This window comes from Marinobacterium aestuarii (assembly GCF_001651805.1).
Classification (GTDB): Bacteria; Pseudomonadota; Gammaproteobacteria; order Pseudomonadales; family Balneatricaceae; genus Marinobacterium_A; species Marinobacterium_A aestuarii.
On sequence record NZ_CP015839.1, the window covers coordinates 4,158,143 to 4,174,190 of the forward strand.

The 16,048-nt window shown below is 59.2% G+C and carries 16 protein-coding genes; 8 read left to right on the forward strand and 8 right to left on the reverse strand.

The features are described 5' to 3' along the window. Nucleotides 1–417: 417 nt before the first annotated feature. Nucleotides 418–1,791 (forward strand): uracil-xanthine permease family protein, encoded by a 1,374-nt coding sequence (locus tag A8C75_RS18150; RefSeq protein WP_067385604.1) that lies wholly within the window; start codon nucleotides 418–420, stop codon nucleotides 1,789–1,791. A gap of 439 nt (nucleotides 1,792–2,230) precedes the next feature. Here A8C75_RS18150 and A8C75_RS18155 read toward each other — a convergent pair whose 3' ends face one another. From A8C75_RS18155 to A8C75_RS18165, 3 genes are all read right to left on the reverse strand, one after another. Next, a complete protein-coding gene (locus A8C75_RS18155) occupies nucleotides 2,231–2,437 on the reverse strand; it encodes a cold-shock protein (protein WP_020683157.1) in 207 nt (68 codons plus the stop codon). Nucleotides 2,438–2,743: 306 nt separating this feature from the next. Beyond that, a complete protein-coding gene (locus tag A8C75_RS18160) occupies nucleotides 2,744–3,610 on the reverse strand; it encodes a bifunctional methionine sulfoxide reductase B/A protein (RefSeq protein ID WP_067385607.1) in 867 nt (288 codons plus the stop codon). Nucleotides 3,611–3,844: 234 nt separating this feature from the next. Next, entirely contained in the window at nucleotides 3,845–5,431 is a 1,587-nt protein-coding gene (locus A8C75_RS18165; protein ID WP_067385609.1) for an ABC-F family ATPase, read from the reverse strand. Nucleotides 5,432–6,055: 624 nt separating this feature from the next. Here A8C75_RS18165 and A8C75_RS18175 point away from each other — a divergent pair. Next, nucleotides 6,056–6,625, forward strand: coding sequence for a DJ-1/PfpI family protein (locus tag A8C75_RS18175; RefSeq protein ID WP_067385612.1), 570 nt, complete (start codon nucleotides 6,056–6,058; stop codon nucleotides 6,623–6,625). 80 nt (nucleotides 6,626–6,705) lie between these two features. Continuing rightward, nucleotides 6,706–7,056 (forward strand): ribbon-helix-helix domain-containing protein, encoded by a 351-nt coding sequence (locus tag A8C75_RS18180; protein WP_067385614.1) that lies wholly within the window; start codon nucleotides 6,706–6,708, stop codon nucleotides 7,054–7,056. 46 nt (nucleotides 7,057–7,102) lie between these two features. On the opposite strand, the gene A8C75_RS18185 is transcribed toward A8C75_RS18180, so the two are convergent. Further along, nucleotides 7,103–7,918: a helix-turn-helix domain-containing protein gene (locus A8C75_RS18185; protein ID WP_067385616.1), complete on the reverse strand. Its 816-nt coding sequence runs from the start codon at nucleotides 7,916–7,918 to the stop codon at nucleotides 7,103–7,105. Nucleotides 7,919–8,096: 178 nt separating this feature from the next. Here A8C75_RS18185 and A8C75_RS18190 point away from each other — a divergent pair, with 178 nt between their 5' ends. The 3 genes from A8C75_RS18190 to ansA all read left to right on the forward strand — a co-directional run bounded on the left by A8C75_RS18190 (nucleotide 8,097) and on the right by ansA (nucleotide 12,116). Beyond that, on the forward strand, nucleotides 8,097–9,572 hold the full coding sequence (locus tag A8C75_RS18190) for an alanine/glycine:cation symporter family protein (RefSeq protein ID WP_067385617.1): 1,476 nt from the start codon (nucleotides 8,097–8,099) through the stop codon (nucleotides 9,570–9,572). A gap of 127 nt (nucleotides 9,573–9,699) precedes the next feature. Continuing rightward, entirely contained in the window at nucleotides 9,700–11,103 is a 1,404-nt protein-coding gene (gene aspA, locus A8C75_RS18195) for an aspartate ammonia-lyase (protein ID WP_067385619.1), read from the forward strand. After that, nucleotides 11,100–12,116, forward strand: coding sequence for an asparaginase (ansA, locus tag A8C75_RS18200; protein ID WP_067385621.1), 1,017 nt, complete (start codon nucleotides 11,100–11,102; stop codon nucleotides 12,114–12,116). Before aspA ends, ansA begins: the two co-directional genes overlap by 4 nt. Before the next feature lie 101 nt (nucleotides 12,117–12,217). Here ansA and merA read toward each other — a convergent pair whose 3' ends face one another. Both merA and merF read right to left on the reverse strand, forming a co-directional pair. After that, a complete protein-coding gene (gene merA / locus A8C75_RS18205; protein ID WP_084784143.1) occupies nucleotides 12,218–13,645 on the reverse strand; it encodes a mercury(II) reductase in 1,428 nt (475 codons plus the stop codon). Nucleotides 13,646–13,650: 5 nt separating this feature from the next. Further along, nucleotides 13,651–13,893, reverse strand: coding sequence for a mercury resistance system transport protein MerF (merF, locus tag A8C75_RS18210; RefSeq protein ID WP_067385624.1), 243 nt, complete (start codon nucleotides 13,891–13,893; stop codon nucleotides 13,651–13,653). Nucleotides 13,894–14,029: 136 nt separating this feature from the next. Here merF and merR point away from each other — a divergent pair, with 136 nt between their 5' ends. Then, on the forward strand, nucleotides 14,030–14,482 hold the full coding sequence (gene merR / locus A8C75_RS18215) for an Hg(II)-responsive transcriptional regulator (protein ID WP_472387575.1): 453 nt from the start codon (nucleotides 14,030–14,032) through the stop codon (nucleotides 14,480–14,482). 111 nt (nucleotides 14,483–14,593) lie between these two features. Beyond that, nucleotides 14,594–14,992, forward strand: a complete 399-nt coding sequence (locus tag A8C75_RS18220) for a TonB-dependent receptor (RefSeq protein ID WP_067385627.1) — start codon at nucleotides 14,594–14,596, stop codon at nucleotides 14,990–14,992. Nucleotides 14,993–15,047: 55 nt separating this feature from the next. Here the strand turns inward: A8C75_RS18220 and A8C75_RS18225 are convergent, their stop codons facing one another. Continuing rightward, nucleotides 15,048–15,497 carry a phosphatase domain-containing protein gene (locus tag A8C75_RS18225; RefSeq protein ID WP_067385629.1) on the reverse strand — a complete coding sequence of 150 codons (450 nt, stop codon included), beginning with the start codon at nucleotides 15,495–15,497 and terminating at the stop codon, nucleotides 15,048–15,050. Next, a complete protein-coding gene (locus A8C75_RS18230) occupies nucleotides 15,490–16,047 on the reverse strand; it encodes a histidine phosphatase family protein (protein WP_067385631.1) in 558 nt (185 codons plus the stop codon). The genes A8C75_RS18225 and A8C75_RS18230 overlap by 8 nt, the downstream gene beginning before the upstream one ends. Nucleotide 16,048: the final 1 nt, after the last annotated feature.

Here is a 16,048-nt window from a genome sequence, read left to right on the forward strand (position 1 = left end):
GCAGCGCAGGGCCTCAGCCCCCGAAACAGACCGCCTGTGGTGACGACAAAAAGTATAAATGTACCCAACAAGAGGCGAATGTAATTACAAAAACATAATTTTTAATTTGGAAATATTGTGACAAAAATGTATACAATACGGCTCGAGGCATTTCGACACCCCAGACTCAGGCAACCAGGCCCTGAACCCGGGGCACGACAAAGCGTCCCGAAGATGCGGGGACGCAAACAATAAAAATGGCACGGCCAAGGCCGTGCCTGACTCCAGAGGAACAGTATGAAAGCGCTCAGCACAGACGTCAGCAGACGCCCAGACCCCGTGGATACTCGCGATTTGCAGCGGCCCCGCCGCGCAGGAAATCAATCCGCGCCGACGTACTAGACGCTCGATCACAATGACCTTCCTGGGGCTCTTGCCATGACTACGCGCAACCGCAGTACCTCCCTGTTCGATTTCTACGGCCGGCCGCCGATTCTCAAGGCCCTGCCGCTCTCCCTGCAGCATATTCTGGCCATGATGATGGGGACCGTTACGGTGCCCATCATCGTCGTGGGTGCGGTAAACGCATCCCTGGACGAAAAAATGGCGCTGATTCAGATCGCCCTGATTGCCTCCGGCATCTCCACCCTGTTACAGCTGTATTGCATTGGCAGGATGGGCGCGCGCCTGCCCGCCATCTTTGGTGTGGGCTTTGCCTATGTGCCGACGCTTACCGCCATTGGCGCCCAGTACGGTATCAGCGGAATTCTTGGCGCCCAGGTCGCAGGCGGTCTTGCCATGATGCTGGTGGCGGTCTTTATTCGCCACATTCGCGGCCTGTTCACACCGGTGGTGGCCGGCACTGTGGTGCTGGTCATCGGCCTGTCACTCTATGACATCGCCATCAACTATATGGCCGGCGGCGTGGCCAGTAGCAGCCGCGGCTCACTGCTGAACTGGGGCATCGCCATCATTACACTACTGGTGGTGCTGGGTGTTTCCCACTTCGCCCGGGGCTTCCTGCAACTGGCCTCCATTATCTGCGGCATCGCCGTGGGTTATGTGCTGTCTGTCTTCTGCGGCCTGGTGGATTTCAGCCCCATCGCCGCCGCTCCCTGGTTTACGGCACCCAGCCCCATGCAGTTCGAGCTGGAATTCCATACCGCGGCCATTATCTCCATGGTGATCATCTGCGTGATCAATTCGGTACAGACCATCGGCGATCTGTCTGCCACCACCGTGGGCGCCATGAATCGGGAGCTGTCTGACCGCGAGCTGTCCGGCGGCCTGCTCGGCAATGGTGTCTGCACCCTGCTGGGTTCGTTCTTCGGTGCCCTGCCCACGGCGTCCTACAGTCAGAATGTCGGCATCGTCGCCATGACCAAGGTCATCAGCCGTTTCGTGCTGGCGCTGGCGGCGGGCTTTATGCTGGTGGCGGGCTTTATTCCCAAGTTCGGCGCCCTGATCACCACCATCCCGTTCCCGGTGCTGGGTGGCGCCACCATCATTGTCTTCGGCATGATCACCATGACCGGCATCAAACTGATCACCAAGGAAGAAATGTCGTCGCGCAATGTGACCATCGTCAGCCTGGCGCTGGCCCTGAGCATGGGTATTTACGCGGTACCGGACGCCATTGCACAATTTCCAGAGATGCTGAAGCTGGTCGTGGGCGGATCACCCATAGTGGTCGCGGCCTTTGTCGCCATAGTGCTCAACCTGATACTGCCGAAGAAGACCCTGGCGGACGAAGAACAGGAGCGGCTGCAGATCGAAATGAAAATGAATGGCGAGAGTCAGGCCAGTCGCTAACGAATCCGCACTCAGGCAAAGCCCGCTTCGGCGGGCTTTTTACTGCCCGGTACGGGGCAAGATACTGCAGGGAAAGGTGATTCGTGATTCGTGATTCGTGATTCGTGATTCGTGATTCGTGATTCGTGATTCGTGATTCGTGATTCGTGATTCGTGATTCGTGATTCGTGATCAGCGTGCAGGTTACGCCTGCCAATGACCAGTCACTATTTACCAATCACCTCATACCAGCCGTAAGCTTAAAGCTGTCAGCTTACAGCTCATGGCTTACAAATGACAAATTACCAATTACCAATTACCAATTACCAATTACCAATTACCGGAAATTTTCGAGCGCCCACAAAAAAAGGCGAATCCCGAAGGTTTCGCCTTTTTTATCGCTCAACTCAGAGAGTCGAGGGTGACATCATATCGCTACGATGTCAGTCGTGATTCTGATTTACAGAATTACGATGTTCTCAGCCTGAGGACCCTTCTGGCCCTGAGTAACTGTGAACTCAACTTTCTGGCCTTCGACCAGAGTCTTGAAGCCAGAACCAGTGATCGCACGGAAGTGAGCGAAAACGTCAGGACCAGATTCCTGTTCGATGAAACCAAAACCTTTAGCTTCGTTGAACCATTTTACGGTGCCGGTAGTAGTAGACATAATAATATTTCCTGATAATTCAAGAGTAATTTAATGACCTTTATAAGAAAAGGTCGTTGGACTAAAAGTGGCGCTTACTTATGAAAAACAGGACGAAGTTCTAAAACAGGACATCGAAAATGTGTGCATAAATATAGGTCGTACTTTCAGGTAAGGCTGAATTATACATGACCACAGGGTGGCGTCAACTGCTTATTTCAGAAGCCTCATATTAATGACCCACCCCACTTCATTGTTGCAGAGGTTCCTGCCCGCCAGACCAGAGCTCCGGCGCGGCCGGGGCTCTGGATCAAAAGCGCCAGGATCTCAGAATTTCTTTTCGTAACTGTGGCAGTAAGGCGTCTTGCCGGTCTTGGCGTAATAGTCCTGGTGATACTCTTCAGCGCGCCAGAAAGGCGCCATGGGTAGCACCTTGGTGACAACGTCATGACCCTTGCCCTTGAGGATATCGATCAGACCCTCGATGGTTTCGCGCTCCTGATCATTTTCAACAAAGATCGCGGAGGCGTACTGCGGGCCCAGATCTGGCCCCTGCCCGCCCAACTGGGTCGGATCGTGAATCTCGAAGAACAGCTTGGCCAGGGTTTCGTAGCTCACCTGGCCGGCATCATAGCTGACCTCAACCACTTCCAGATGACCGCTGGTCTTGCTGCACACCTGGGTATAGGTCGGATTCTCCGAGGGGCCGCCCATATAGCCCGACACCACAGCTTCAACACCCGGTACCTGCTGCAGCAGATGCTCTACGCCCCAGAAGCAGCCGCCGGCAAAGTAGGCCTTTTTCAGTTCACTGCCACTTTCCAGCGCCAGTTCTTCTGCGCTGACGAAGTTCATGGAGATGGAGTTGACGCAGTGGCGAATGTTTTTCGCGGTCTGCATCTCGCCTTCAAACACATGGCCCAGGTGTCCGCCGCAGTGAGCACAGACGATCTCGGTGCGGCGCCCGTCGGCATCGACATGACGCGCCACGGCGCCTTCGATTTCATCATCAAAGCTCGGCCAGCCACAGTGAGAAGGAAACTTGTGTTCCGAACGGTACAGCGGCGCATCACACTGCTTGCATAGATAGAGACCATTCTCGAAGTGCTCGTTGAACGCACCGCTAAAGGGACGTTCCGTGCCCTTGTCCTGAATAACGCGCTGTTCTTCGGGTGTCAGTGTGTTGAACGTCATAAGGCTACCTCCATATGTGTGTAGACGGGAGCTGCAGGGGAGCCTGCGATAGTATTGCCGGCCGCTGCCGGGTAAGCCCGCAAGCACCTGCCTGGCGATACAGACACAGCAGGCACTCATCAGATGACCGCGACCGGCCCCCGTCGTTCCCGCGCCAAGAATAACAGAGCCAGAACGAAACAGGGCCCGGCATCCCTGCGGAATGTCCGAGCCCTGGCATTGGAGCCTGTGCTATCAGATGCCCTGGCTGCGCAGGTAGTCTTCGTAGCTGCCGTGGAAGTCGACGATACCTGTGGGTGTCAGCTCGATGATGCGGGTCGCCAGGGAGGAAACGAACTCACGGTCATGGCTGACAAACAGCAGCGTACCGGGGTAGTTTTCCAGCGCCAGGTTGAGCGCCTCGATGGATTCCATGTCCAAGTGGTTGGTCGGCTCATCCATCAGCATGATATTGGGGCGCTGCAGCATCAGCTTGCCGAACAGCATGCGACCCTGCTCACCACCGGAGATGACCTTCACCGTCTTGTTAATGTCGTTCTGGGAAAACAGCAGACGCCCCAGAATGCTGCGAATCGACTGCTCGTCGTCGCCTTTCTGGCCCCACTGCGCCATCCAGTCGAATAGCGTGACCTTTTTCTCGAAGTCGGACGCGTGATCCTGGGCGTAATAACCCAGCTGGCTGTTCTCAGACCACTTGATCTTGCCTGCACTGGGCTCAAGTTCACCCATCATGCATTTCAGCAGGGTGGACTTGCCGATACCGTTGGGGCCTATGATGGCAATACGCTCGCCCACACCGACGCGCAGGTTAAGGCCGGAAAACAGCTCTTCGTCAAAGCGCTTCGCCAGACCTTCGACTTCCAGCGCGGTACGGTGCAGCTTCTTGTCCTGATCAAAAATGATGTAGGGACTCTGGCGGCTTGAAGGCTTGATCTCGTCCAGCGTGATTTTGTCGATCTGCTTGGCACGGGATGTCGCCTGCTTGGATTTAGACGCGTTGGCCGAAAAGCGGCTAACGAACGCCTTGAGATCCGCAATCTGGGCCTTTTTCTTGGCATTGTCGGAGTACTGACGCTCGCGCAACTGCGTTGCGGCGGTCATGTACTCGTCGTAGGTGCCGGGGTACAGACGCAGCTCACCGTAATCCAGGTCGGCCATATGGGTGCAGACGCTGTTCAGGAAGTGACGGTCATGGGAAATGATGATCATGGTGCAGTTACGCTCGTTGAGCACCGTTTCCAGCCAGCGGATAGTGTTGATATCCAGGTTGTTGGTCGGCTCGTCGAGCAGCATGATGTCCGGGTCTGAAAACAGCACCTGGGCCAGCAGCACACGCAGTTTCCAGCCCGGCGCGATTTCGCTCATGGGGCCGAAATGCTGTTCTACCGGAATACCGACGCCCAGCAACAGCTCGCCGGCGCGGGACTCAGCCGTGTAGCCATCCATCTCGGCGAAATCCGCTTCCAGATGGCCGGCCATGATGCCGTCTTCCTCGGTCATTTCAGGCTTGGCGTAGATCGCATCACGCGCCGCCTTGATCTTCCACAGATCGTCGTGACCCATGATCACGGTATCCACCACGCTGAACTCTTCGTAGGCAAATTGATCCTGGCGCAGCTTGCCGACGCGCTCGTTGGCATCCTTGGAGACGTTACCGCCGGAGGCATCCAGGTCGCCACCGAGGATTTTCATGAAGGTGGACTTGCCACAGCCGTTGGCGCCGATCAGGCCGTAGCGGTTGCCGTCGCCGAATTTGACGGAGACATTTTCAAACAGCGGCTTGGCGCCAAACTGCATGGTGATATTCGCAGTTGTCAGCAATGGTTAGTACCGAGTAGAGAGCTGATAGAAACGCAGCTACCGCCCCATGGGGCAGGATCTGCAAAAGATGGCAAAAATTCGGCGCATATTATGCCATAGAAGACTCGCCGGACCAATGCATGGTCGATCAAATTTCGTTCAGCAGCATTGGGCTCTGGAGCAAGGTTCCGCAAAAGGCGAGCAAAAATTCGGCGCGCTTTTTACCACAAGCAGTGCCACAGAAGACTCGCCGGACCAATGCATGGTCGATCAAATTTCGTTCAGCAGCATTGGGCCCTGGAGCAAGGTTCCGCAAAAGGCGAGCAAAAATTCGGCGCGCTTTTTACCACAAGCAGTGCCATAGAAGACTCCCCGGACCAATGCATAGTCGATCAAATTTCGTTCAGCAGCATTGGGCCCTGGAGCAAGGATCCGCAAAAGGCGAGCAAAAATTCGGCGCGCTTTTCCCCCCTTAAGGCAGCGCCAGAAATAGAGCCAGACATACGCCTGTTGTGCCCAATGTGAAAACCCCGCTTGTTGTCCCCCACGCCAGTCTCGCAACTCTGTAGTACTCAGCTAATACCACCTGCGGCCGCGGCGCTGTTACAACTGAGCCTCCATTAAACAGATTGCAGGATCGCAGCCATGCACAATAAGAAAATTCTCATGATTACCGGCGACTTCACCGAAGACTATGAAACCATGGTGCCCTTCCAGACCCTGCTCGCGGTCGGCCATCAGGTGGATGCCGTGTGCCCAGGCAAAAAGGCCGGCGACACCGTTGCCACGGCGATTCACGACTTCGAGGGGGATCAGACCTACACCGAAAAACGCGGCCACAACTTCAGCCTCAACGCCAGCTTCGATGCCATCGCTGTTACGGATTACGATGCCTTGGTGATCCCAGGTGGCCGGGCGCCGGAATACCTGCGCCTGAACCCCGAAGTACTGGCCATGGTGCGGCACTTTTTCAGCGCCAACAAACCCGTTGCCGCCGTATGCCACGGTGCACAGCTGCTCAGCGCCGCCGGCGTGCTCAAAGGCCGCTCCTGCTCGGCCTACCCCGCCTGTCGCCCCGAAGTGGAACAAGCCGGTGGCGAATATGCTGATATTGCCATCGATGCCGCCATCACCGACGGCAACCTGGTCACGGCGCCCGCCTGGCCCGCGCACCCCGCCTGGCTGTCCCAGTTCATGGCGCTCTTGAACGCCTGAGTCGTGAACAGCGCGCACCGGAGGTTCTCCGGTGCGCTACACTGGCGTTCTTGCGAAAGAGAACACCGGAGGACAGCACCATGTGCAAACTCTTTATCCAGGCTGATCCCCAGCTTTGGGTCAGCTCCACGCGCTCACTGCGCATTGATGGCATGGTCACCAGTGTTCGGCTGGAAAACTGTTTCTGGGGCATCCTGGAAGAGGTTGCCCGGCGCGATGACATGAACGTGCCGCAGATGATCACCCGCCTGTACCACGAGTCCATCGATGCCGGCCATGACCTGGGCAACTTCACCTCCTTCCTGCGCGTCTGCGCTACCCGGTACCTCTGGCTGCAAATGAGCGGCGACATTCCGCGCAGCCCCCGGGTGCCGCTGCGCGAGCTTGATGCCGACAGCATTCTGGCCCGCGAACACAAGGAGCTGCACTGAGGGAATTGAATCGCGAGTCAGGCATAACCGCTAGACCTGCGACGCCTCAGTAACGCGCCCTGAAATGCCATTCGTCTGCAGCCATATCGTTTTGCACGGCCTCACGAATCGAGGCATCGATTTCCGCTGATTCCAGCTCGTAAACACCGCACAGCTCCAACGCCTTGTGCACATTCACCTCTGGCCCCAGATATTCGTACAGCACCCTTGCGCAGCAGGGCATGCGCTCGCTGCTGTCCGCAACGCCCAGTTTCAGGCCGGTGAGGCGCGAAATGCGGTTTTTGAAACTCGGGAACAGAATGGTCTGGGTTACTTCATGGCACCCCAGTGACTCGTAATCCACCATAAAGATGCGCCCGGCGAGGAAATAGGCCATGCCCCTGTAGCAGTTGTGGCTCGGTCTGGCGCCGGGGTGTGCCTCCATGCGCTCGGTGCGCTGGTAGTACACCTGCTCAGCGCGCTGCTCCAGGCACACCAGGGTGCGCAGCAGCTTGCCGGGGCTGGCCATGGACAGGTAATACTCGAAGTAATACCCCAGATAGCGCTCCAGCCCCTCGGTGCCCAGATTCGCCAGCCGCGCCAGGTGCTCGGTTTCAGGTTGCGCCGGGGTTTCGCCCGCCCGCCCGCGGGGCCGCACCTGAATCAGCCGCTCGAACTGGCCGTGGGGCAGCAGTATCTCGTGCTCCTCCACGCCAAAGAAATCGCAAAAGCGCCGCAGGGTACTGGCCGAGGGCTTGTAACGCCCACTCAGGTAACGGTTGAACTGGGGGCGATTAATCTCCAGCCGCCGACAGACTTCGGCGATCGACTTGTAGTAGCTGCACAGCAGGCGCAGGTTGCGGGGAAAATCGTCATTCGTCATGGTCCCACCCAGCCTGTCATTCCGCATTTAACGTTGCACTTTAACGCACTTACTGCGCCAAGGCGCGCCATAGTGCGCCAAATTTAACAGGGGCGTCAAATTTTCTGCGCCCTCGACACTTGTTTAAATGGGCACCGTGAAATAACCCATAACAAAATCAAAACAGCGGAGACCCGCAATGCTGGATTTTCTCAACGACCTTCTCTGGGGCAAGGTGCTGATTGCACTGCTGATTGCCGTCGGTATCGGTTTTACTCTTGCCTCGCGCTTCGTGCAATTCCGCTATTTCGGCCGCATGTTCCGTATCCTCAGCGCCAGCCAGGCCTTCAGGAAGGATAAGCACGGTCACCTGAGTTCCTTCCAGGCACTGCTGCTGTCTGTCGCCGGCCGTGTCGGTGGCGGCAATATCGCCGGTGTCGCCGTCGCCATTACCCTGGGTGGCCCCGGTGCTATCTTCTGGATGTGGATGGTCGGCCTGATGGGCATGGCCACCAGCTATCTGGAATGTACCCTGGCCCAGGCCTACAAGCAGGCCGAGCCCGATGGCACCTACCGCGGCGGCCCGGCTTACTACATCGCCAAGGGTCTTGGCCCTAACTGGAAGTGGCTCGCCAGCCTGTACTCTATACTGCTGCTGCTGACCTTTGGCTTCGGCTTCACCGCCCTGCAGTCCTACGCCGTGGCCACATCTATCGAGGATGCCTTTGGTGTGTCTGTGTTCTATTCCGGCATTGGCCTTGCCATGGTTGTAGGCCTGATCATCTTCGGTGGCGTCAAGCGTATCGCCAAAGTCTCGGAGGTTCTGGTACCAGTGATGGCGGGGGGCTATATCCTTATCGCCCTGGTGGTACTGGGCATGAACCTGGACCGTATTCCCGATGTCTTCATGCTGATCGTCAAGAGCGCCTTTGGCCTTGAACCTGCCATCGGTGGCGGTATTGGTGCAGCCATCATGATGGGGGTCAAGCGTGGTCTGTTCTCCAACGAAGCGGGCCTGGGCAGTGCGCCTAACGTCGCGGCTGTGGCCTATGTACCGCACCCGGCCAACCAGGGCATAGTGCAGTCATTTTCGGTCTTTATCGACACTCTGATTATCTGCTCCGCCACGGCCTTTATCATTCTGCTCAGCGGCGTATACGACCCGGCCAGCATTGGTGATATCGGCGGTGTTGCCCTGACCCAGGCTTCCCTGGCCGATCATGTCGGCGAATGGGGCCGCAGCTTCGTCAGCGTTGCACTGCTGCTGTTTGGTTTCAGCACCATTCTGTACAACTACTACCTGGGCGAAAACAGCATCAACTTCTTCAAGACCGACAATCAGAATCTGTTCAACGGCTTCCGTGTCGCCATTATCGGCCTGGTATGCTGGGGTGCCACCACGGACCTGGGCACGGTATTCGCTTTTGCCGATGTGACCATGGGACTGCTGGCCGTCGCCAACCTGATCGCCCTGATCATGCTGATCAAGCCGGGCCTGCGCATCATGCGCGACTTCGATGATCAGATCAGCGCCGGTATCAAGCAGCCGGTCTTCGATGCCAGCAAGTTTGCCGACATGAATGTCGATCCGGCGGCCTGGGAAATCGAGCTTGAAGATCGCCAGCCGACAGCTGCCAACTGCCAGCAACGCCAGCGTGCAGACACCCTGATTTAACACCTGATCCACGGGGGCTTTTCGGCCCCCGCGCTATACCTCTGGTTTCAACCTTACCTCCGGCCCGCAGGCGCCCATGCCGACTGCGGGCCTCCCCCTGTCCTTTTTCTGAAGGTCACGCACTGCCATGAATACACGTACTGAACACGACCTGCTTGGCGATATGGAAATTCAGGCCCAGGCCTGGTACGGCATCCAGACCCAGCGTGCGCTGGACAACTTCGATATTACCGGCGTGCCCATCAGCCATTTCCCCGAGCTCATCAATGCCCTGGCCATGGTGAAAGCGGCGGCGGCGGCCGCCAACCGCGAAATAGGTGCGCTGTCCGTCGCCAAGGCCGACGCCATCATCGCCGCCTGCAACGACATCATTGATGGCAAGCTGCACGATCAGTTTGTGGTGGACCTGATCCAGGGCGGTGCCGGTACCTCCACCAACATGAATGCCAACGAAGTCATCGCCAACCTGGCGCTGGAAAAACTCGGCCACGACAAGGGCCAGTATCAGCACCTGCACCCCAACGACGACGTTAACCGCTCCCAGTCCACCAACGATGCCTACCCGACAGCGGTTTGCGTCGGTGTGCAGTTTGCTGCCCGCCCCCTGATCGATGCCATCCAGAACCTGAACCGGGCGCTGTCCGCCAAGGCACTGGAATTCGCCGATGTGGTGAAGATGGGCCGCACCCAGTTACAGGATGCCGTGCCCATGACCCTGGGGCAGGAATTCGAGGCCTTCTCGGTAAACCTGGGCGAGGACATAGACCGCATCAACGAAGCCTGCACCCTCTTGTGTGAAGTCAATCTGGGCGGCACTGCCATAGGAACCGGCATCAACGCCCACCCGCGCTACCGGGCCCTGGCCGTACGCCGCCTGGCCGAAATTTCCGGTCTGCCCATGGTCTCGGCCACTCACCTGGTGGAAGCAACCTCCGACATGGGCGCCTTCGTGTTCTTCTCCGGCATCCTCAAGCGCTTTGCGGTCAAGCTCGGCAAGATGTGCAACGACCTGCGTCTGCTGTCCAGCGGCCCACGCACGGGGCTGGGTGAAATCCAGCTGCCGGCGATGCAGCCGGGTTCGTCCATCATGCCCGGCAAGGTCAACCCGGTGATTCCCGAAGCGGTGAACCAGACCGTCTATCAGGTCATTGCCAGCGATCTGGCCGTGACCCTGGCAGCCGAAGCCGGCCAGCTGCAGCTCAACGCCATGGAGCCGCTGATCGTCTACAACCTGTTGAACTCCATGAAGATGCTGGGCTCGGCCTGTCGCATGCTGGAAACCCGCTGCATCAGCGGCATTACAGCCAACCGCGAACAGTGCGCGCGTCATGTGGACAACAGCATCGGCATCATTACCGCCTTAGTGCCTCATATCGGTTACTCCAATTCGTCTCGCATTGCCTCCATCGCCCTCAATACCGGCTCCACAGTGCGCGAACTGGTGATTGCAGAAGGCCTGCTGGACGAAGCCCAGCTGGATCGGCTGCTGAGCCCGCAATCCATGCTCGCCCCCCAGGCAGAGGTCTCATGAACAAGCGGATTCTGATCATCTATACCGGTGGCACCATCGGCATGATGCCCTCCCACGACGGCTATGTGCCCATGCCCGGGTTTCACGATCAGCTCATGCGCCAGCTCGACAACCGCGCCAGCGGACAGCTGCCGGCCTACGAGCTGATCGAGTTCGAGCAGCTGATCGACAGCGCCAACCTGACGCCGGCCCACTGGCAACAGATGGCGCAGGTGCTGGCCGAGCGCTGGGACGACTATGCCGGTTTCGTGCTGCTGCACGGCACCGATACCCTGGCCTACAGTGCTGCGGCGCTGTCGTTCATGCTCAAGGGCATCAACAAGCCGGTGATCCTGACCGGCTCGCAGATTCCGCTGGCGCAGCTGCGCAACGATGCACTGGATAACCTGGTCACAGCGCTGCTGCTGGCGGCGAACCCCGCCATCAGCGAAGTCTGCATCTGCTTCAATGGCCGGCTGCTGCGGGGCAACCGCAGTGTCAAGGTCAGCAGCTCGGGCTTCGATGCCTTCGACTCCCCCGGCTTTCCCTGGCTCGGTCGCGTCGGTATCGAATTCGAATTGCAACCACAGCTACTGCTGGCAGCGGGCACGCCTGAATTCCGCCTGGCGCCCTTCGATGCCGATGCCGTGGCGGTGCTGCCGCTCTATCCCGGCATAAGCGCGCACATCGCCGAAGCGATTCTGGCCGGCCCGTCGATCCGCGCCCTGGTGCTGCAGACCTACGGCGCCGGCAATCCACCAGACGCCAACCAGGCCCTGATGCAGGTACTGGAAGATGCCAGCCAGCGCGGCATCACGCTGCTCAACATCACCCAGTGCGCCCGGGGGGGCGTCAGTCAGGGAGCCTACGCCACCGGCGCCGCCCTGAACCGGATCGGCGTGATTCCCGGCCGCGACCTGACGCTGGAAGCCGCCTTTGCCAAGCTGCACGTACTGATCGCCAACGGCCTGAGCCAAGATGCACTGCGCAGCGCGCTGCAAGAGTCGCTGTGCGGCGAATGTGCGGCGAACTGATGGATCAGATGGGCTGATGATAGCGACACCCAGAGGGCCCATTGCGGGCCCTCTTTCGTTTTAGGGCTGAGACTTCTGGATGCTCTACTCTCTCTCCAGCTCTAGCCTGCGCAGCAGGACAGCTGGGTGACATCCTTGCTGAAGGTCTGCGCAGCCAGTTTCAGGCCCTCGACCATGGTCAGGTAGGGGAATAACTGGTCGGCGAGATCCTGCACCGTCATCTGTGCCCGGATGGCGAGTGCCGCACTCTGGATCAGCTCACCGGCTTCGGGCGCCACCGCCTGCACTCCGATCAGTCGGCCCGTGTCGGCGTCTGCCACCAGCTTGATAAAGCCGCGCAGGTCAAAGTTGGCCTGCGCGCGCGGCACGCTCTCAAGGCTGAGCGTACGGCTGTCCGTCCTGATGCCAAGCCCCTGCGCCTGGGCTTCGCTGTAGCCAACAGTAGCCACCTGCGGATCGATGAACACCACCGCCGGCATGCAGGTGAGATCCAGGCGGGCATCGCCTCCTGTCATGTTAATGGCGGCGCGGGTACCGGCAGCCGCCGCCACATAAACGAACTGCGGCTGATCGGTACAGTCACCGGCGGCATAGATATGGGCCGCCTGGGTGCGCATCTGTGCATCGATAACAATGCCACCGCGGGCATCAACCCCGACGCCGGCACGCTCAAGCGCCAGATTTCCGCTATTGGGTGCCCGCCCCGTTGCGACCAGCAGCTGATCACAGCGGATCTCCCCCTCGGGGGTATCGAGCAGGAACTCAGCCTCGACATAACGCACCTCCCGGGCCTGGCACTGCTCCAGCACCCGAATCCCTTCCTGACGAAAGGCATCCGTAACCGCCTCACCGATGGCAGGGTCCTCACTGAACAGCAGGCGATTGCGCGCCAGTATCGTCACCTGACAGCCAAAGCGGGCAAAGGCCTGCGCCAGCTCCACCGCGACCACGGACGAGCCTATGACCGCTAACCGCTGCGGCAGGCGTTCGCAGACCAGGGCTTGCGTGGACGTCCAGTAAGGCGTATCAGCAAGACCCGGTATGGCCGCGATGGCAGGGCTCGCGCCTGTGGCGATCAGGCAGCGGTCGAACGTTAACCCCCGCTCACCGCCGTCCTGCAGCTTCACCCTAAGACTGTGCTCACCGCTGAACCGTGCCTCGCCCCGCAGTACACTAATGGCGGGCGTACCTTGCAGAATGCCTTCGTACTTGGCGTGACGCAGCGCGTCCACACGCCCCTGCTGCTGCGCCAGCAGCTGATCACGCAGAATGGCCGGCGAGCTGGCCGCAATACCATTATCGAATGGGCTCTGACGGCGCAGATGCGCTATATGGGCCGCCCGAATCATGATTTTTGACGGCACACAGCCAATATTCACACAGGTGCCGCCAATGGTGCCGCGCTCGATCAGGCTGACCCTGGCGCCGCGCTCCACCGCTTTGAGCGCCGCCGCCATCGCCGCCCCGCCGCTGCCGATAACGGCGATATGCAGCCTGGCCCCGTCGCCGTCCACCCCCTGCATCTTCATGCCAGTCACTGCTTGTCTCCTGTTGCGCACTTCGAGCGGCAGCCCGAGCCCTTACCCCTGCGCCACAGCGCATAGAGCGTCAGGGCGATAAAGACCGCCAGCGCCGGCAGCAGCACGTAATCGAGGTAGCCGGTGAGCGCCGACAGGCCTACCAGGCCAAACAGGATCACCAGAATCGGTGTCACGCAGCACAGCATGACCAGCACCGTGCCCACAACACCGGTACACAGCAGGGTTTTCGTATTCATGGCATCACCTTTGAGTGTGACGGTAACGGGCCAGCGAGTCGCGCCATTGATCTGGGCTGTACCATGGGTGAGCTCCTTTCGCGGGGTCTGTTGATGCGCTAAGGTTACTTCCGTAGTTAAGTACGGAGTCAAGACGGTGAATAAAGACGCGACCTCCATGACCATAGGCGCTCTGGCCAGGGCTGCCGGCGTCAATGTGGAAACCATTCGCTTTTATCAGCGCAAGGGACTGCTAAGGGTGCCCCACCAGCCCTACGGCGGCATTCGCCGCTATGGCGCTGCACACCAGGCCCGGCTGGCGTTTATCAAGTCCGCCCAGTGGCTGGGCTTCAGCCTGAATGAGGTCGCCGAACTGTTGCGCCTCGAAGACGGCACCCATTGCGATGAGGCAAGTGAGCTGGCCGAGGCAAAATTGCAGGAAGTACGGCAAAAACTGGCGGATCTGACGCGCCTTGAAGCGGCTTTGGCGGACCTTGTCGGCGCCTGTCACCAGCACAGCGGTGATATGGCCTGCCCACTGGTGGCCTCCCTGCAGCAGGGCATGCTGCCTGGCGCCTCTCGGGCCCAGGGTGCTCGAGAGCGGGAATGATCGCCGCTTGAAGCACTATCTGATCGGTAACTTATCCGATTTTTCTGGCGCCTCCTATACTGTCTGACGTCCCCGAGCGATCCGCGGGGCTTCACACTTTGGGAGACTTCGATGGACAGACAATACATAAGCTGCGCCCTGGCCTACGCCGTCCTCGGCCTGCTTCTGGGAATTTTCATGGCGGCCTCCCATGATCACGGCCAGCTGGTCACCCACGCCCACATCATGCTGCTGGGTTTTGTGCTGTCGTTTATCTATGGGGTCATGCACCGGATCTGGTTGCACAATAGCCGCGGCGGACTGGCCATTCTGCAGTTCTGCCTGCACCAGGTGGGTGCCATTGTGCTGCTGGTATCGCTGTTTTTGGTATACGGCAAAGTGCTGGACCCGCAACTGCTCGAGCCTGTGCTGGCGCTGTCGTCCATCACAGTGCTGGTCGGCCTGATACTGATGGTCGTGATGTTTTTGAAAAGCGGCAGCGCGCAATCAGCGCAGCAAATGGGCAGGTGATACAGAGGTGGCATCGCAAGCACGGCGCCCAGGCCGCTCTTGCGATGCCAAAGCGCTAGAAATCGCCCGGAGCGCACTGCAGGCAGGTCAAACCCAGTTCGCGCCAGCGCGCCACCACCGCTGAGCGGTCATCCAGCACCAGCCAGGGGTTGAAGCCATCGGCCCGCATCTGCGCCAGCAAATGCGCTTTCACATCCTCATCGGACACGGCATCATCCCCCTCCCCCCGCAGATAGAGTGCGTCGAAGGGCACCTCGTTGCGTATCAGCCAGGCTTCGGTTTCGCTGCTATGGGAGGCAGGCCTGCCGCTGCAGATGACGATGATCTGCCCCTGGGCCTTCAGCATCCGTACCAGCCGGCGTATCGCATCGATCGCCGGCGCCTTGGCCATATGCTGGAAAAAGGGTGTCCACTGTTTGCTATCCCCCAGCACCCAATCCGCCACACTGGCAGGATCGAATTCAGCCAGGGTTCCATCTACATCCACAATAACCGTATCAGTCATTTACAGCTTCCTTTTCAAACAGTTGCAGATCCCAGCCGGTGCCAGTACCGACCGGGTCAATCCGCATGGGACGCGCATTCTCAATCCGCGGCCCATCGGGCGTGCCGGTAATAGCATCGCGAATCACGCGATAGACGCCTGAGTGCGCCACTATCAAAGGCAGCGAATATTGCTCCAGCAAGGCATTCAGCACCCGCAGCACCCGCTGGCTGAACTCGGACCAGCTCTCGCCACCCGCCGGCGTACTGCCATAGGGCAGCAACTGGCTCAGGGGTGCGCCTTCCAACTCCCCCCAATGACGCTCATTCAACCCGGGCGCAATCAGCAAACGGGTGTCGGGCAATGCCAGGCGCGCAGTTTGTTGTGCCCGCAGCAAGCCACTGGTCGCCACCAGGCTCCAGTCCTGCGCCAGCAGCGCCCGCGCCGCCAGTGCCTGTTTTTCCCCCAGCGGGCTGAGCGGGATATCGGTGGAGCCGCAGATGCGCTGCTCGCGGTTCAGCGCCGTTTCACCATGGCGCATGAACACAAAGGGTTTTCGAATCAGTTGCATA

Excerpts from the sequence above, each read along its gene's own strand:
- A8C75_RS18185 (WP_067385616.1), bottom strand. The coding sequence starts at position 7,918 with ATGACGAATGACGATTTTCCCCGCAACCTGCGCCTGCTGTGCAGCTAC.
- A8C75_RS18225 (WP_067385629.1), bottom strand. The coding sequence starts at position 15,497 with ATGACTGATACGGTTATTGTGGATGTAGATGGAACCCTGGCTGAATTC.
- merF (WP_067385624.1), bottom strand. The coding sequence starts at position 13,893 with ATGAATACGAAAACCCTGCTGTGTACCGGTGTTGTGGGCACGGTGCTG.
- A8C75_RS18150 (WP_067385604.1), top strand. The coding sequence starts at position 418 with ATGACTACGCGCAACCGCAGTACCTCCCTGTTCGATTTCTACGGCCGG.
- A8C75_RS18155 (WP_020683157.1), bottom strand. The coding sequence starts at position 2,437 with ATGTCTACTACTACCGGCACCGTAAAATGGTTCAACGAAGCTAAAGGT.
- A8C75_RS18160 (WP_067385607.1), bottom strand. The coding sequence starts at position 3,610 with ATGACGTTCAACACACTGACACCCGAAGAACAGCGCGTTATTCAGGAC.
- A8C75_RS18220 (WP_067385627.1), top strand. The coding sequence starts at position 14,594 with ATGGACAGACAATACATAAGCTGCGCCCTGGCCTACGCCGTCCTCGGC.
- A8C75_RS18180 (WP_067385614.1), top strand. The coding sequence starts at position 6,706 with ATGTGCAAACTCTTTATCCAGGCTGATCCCCAGCTTTGGGTCAGCTCC.
- A8C75_RS18175 (WP_067385612.1), top strand. The coding sequence starts at position 6,056 with ATGCACAATAAGAAAATTCTCATGATTACCGGCGACTTCACCGAAGAC.
- A8C75_RS18230 (WP_067385631.1), bottom strand. The coding sequence starts at position 16,047 with ATGCAACTGATTCGAAAACCCTTTGTGTTCATGCGCCATGGTGAAACG.
- aspA (WP_067385619.1), top strand. The coding sequence starts at position 9,700 with ATGAATACACGTACTGAACACGACCTGCTTGGCGATATGGAAATTCAG.
- A8C75_RS18190 (WP_067385617.1), top strand. The coding sequence starts at position 8,097 with ATGCTGGATTTTCTCAACGACCTTCTCTGGGGCAAGGTGCTGATTGCA.
- ansA (WP_067385621.1), top strand. The coding sequence starts at position 11,100 with ATGAACAAGCGGATTCTGATCATCTATACCGGTGGCACCATCGGCATG.
- merA (WP_084784143.1), bottom strand. The coding sequence starts at position 13,645 with ATGAAGATGCAGGGGGTGGACGGCGACGGGGCCAGGCTGCATATCGCC.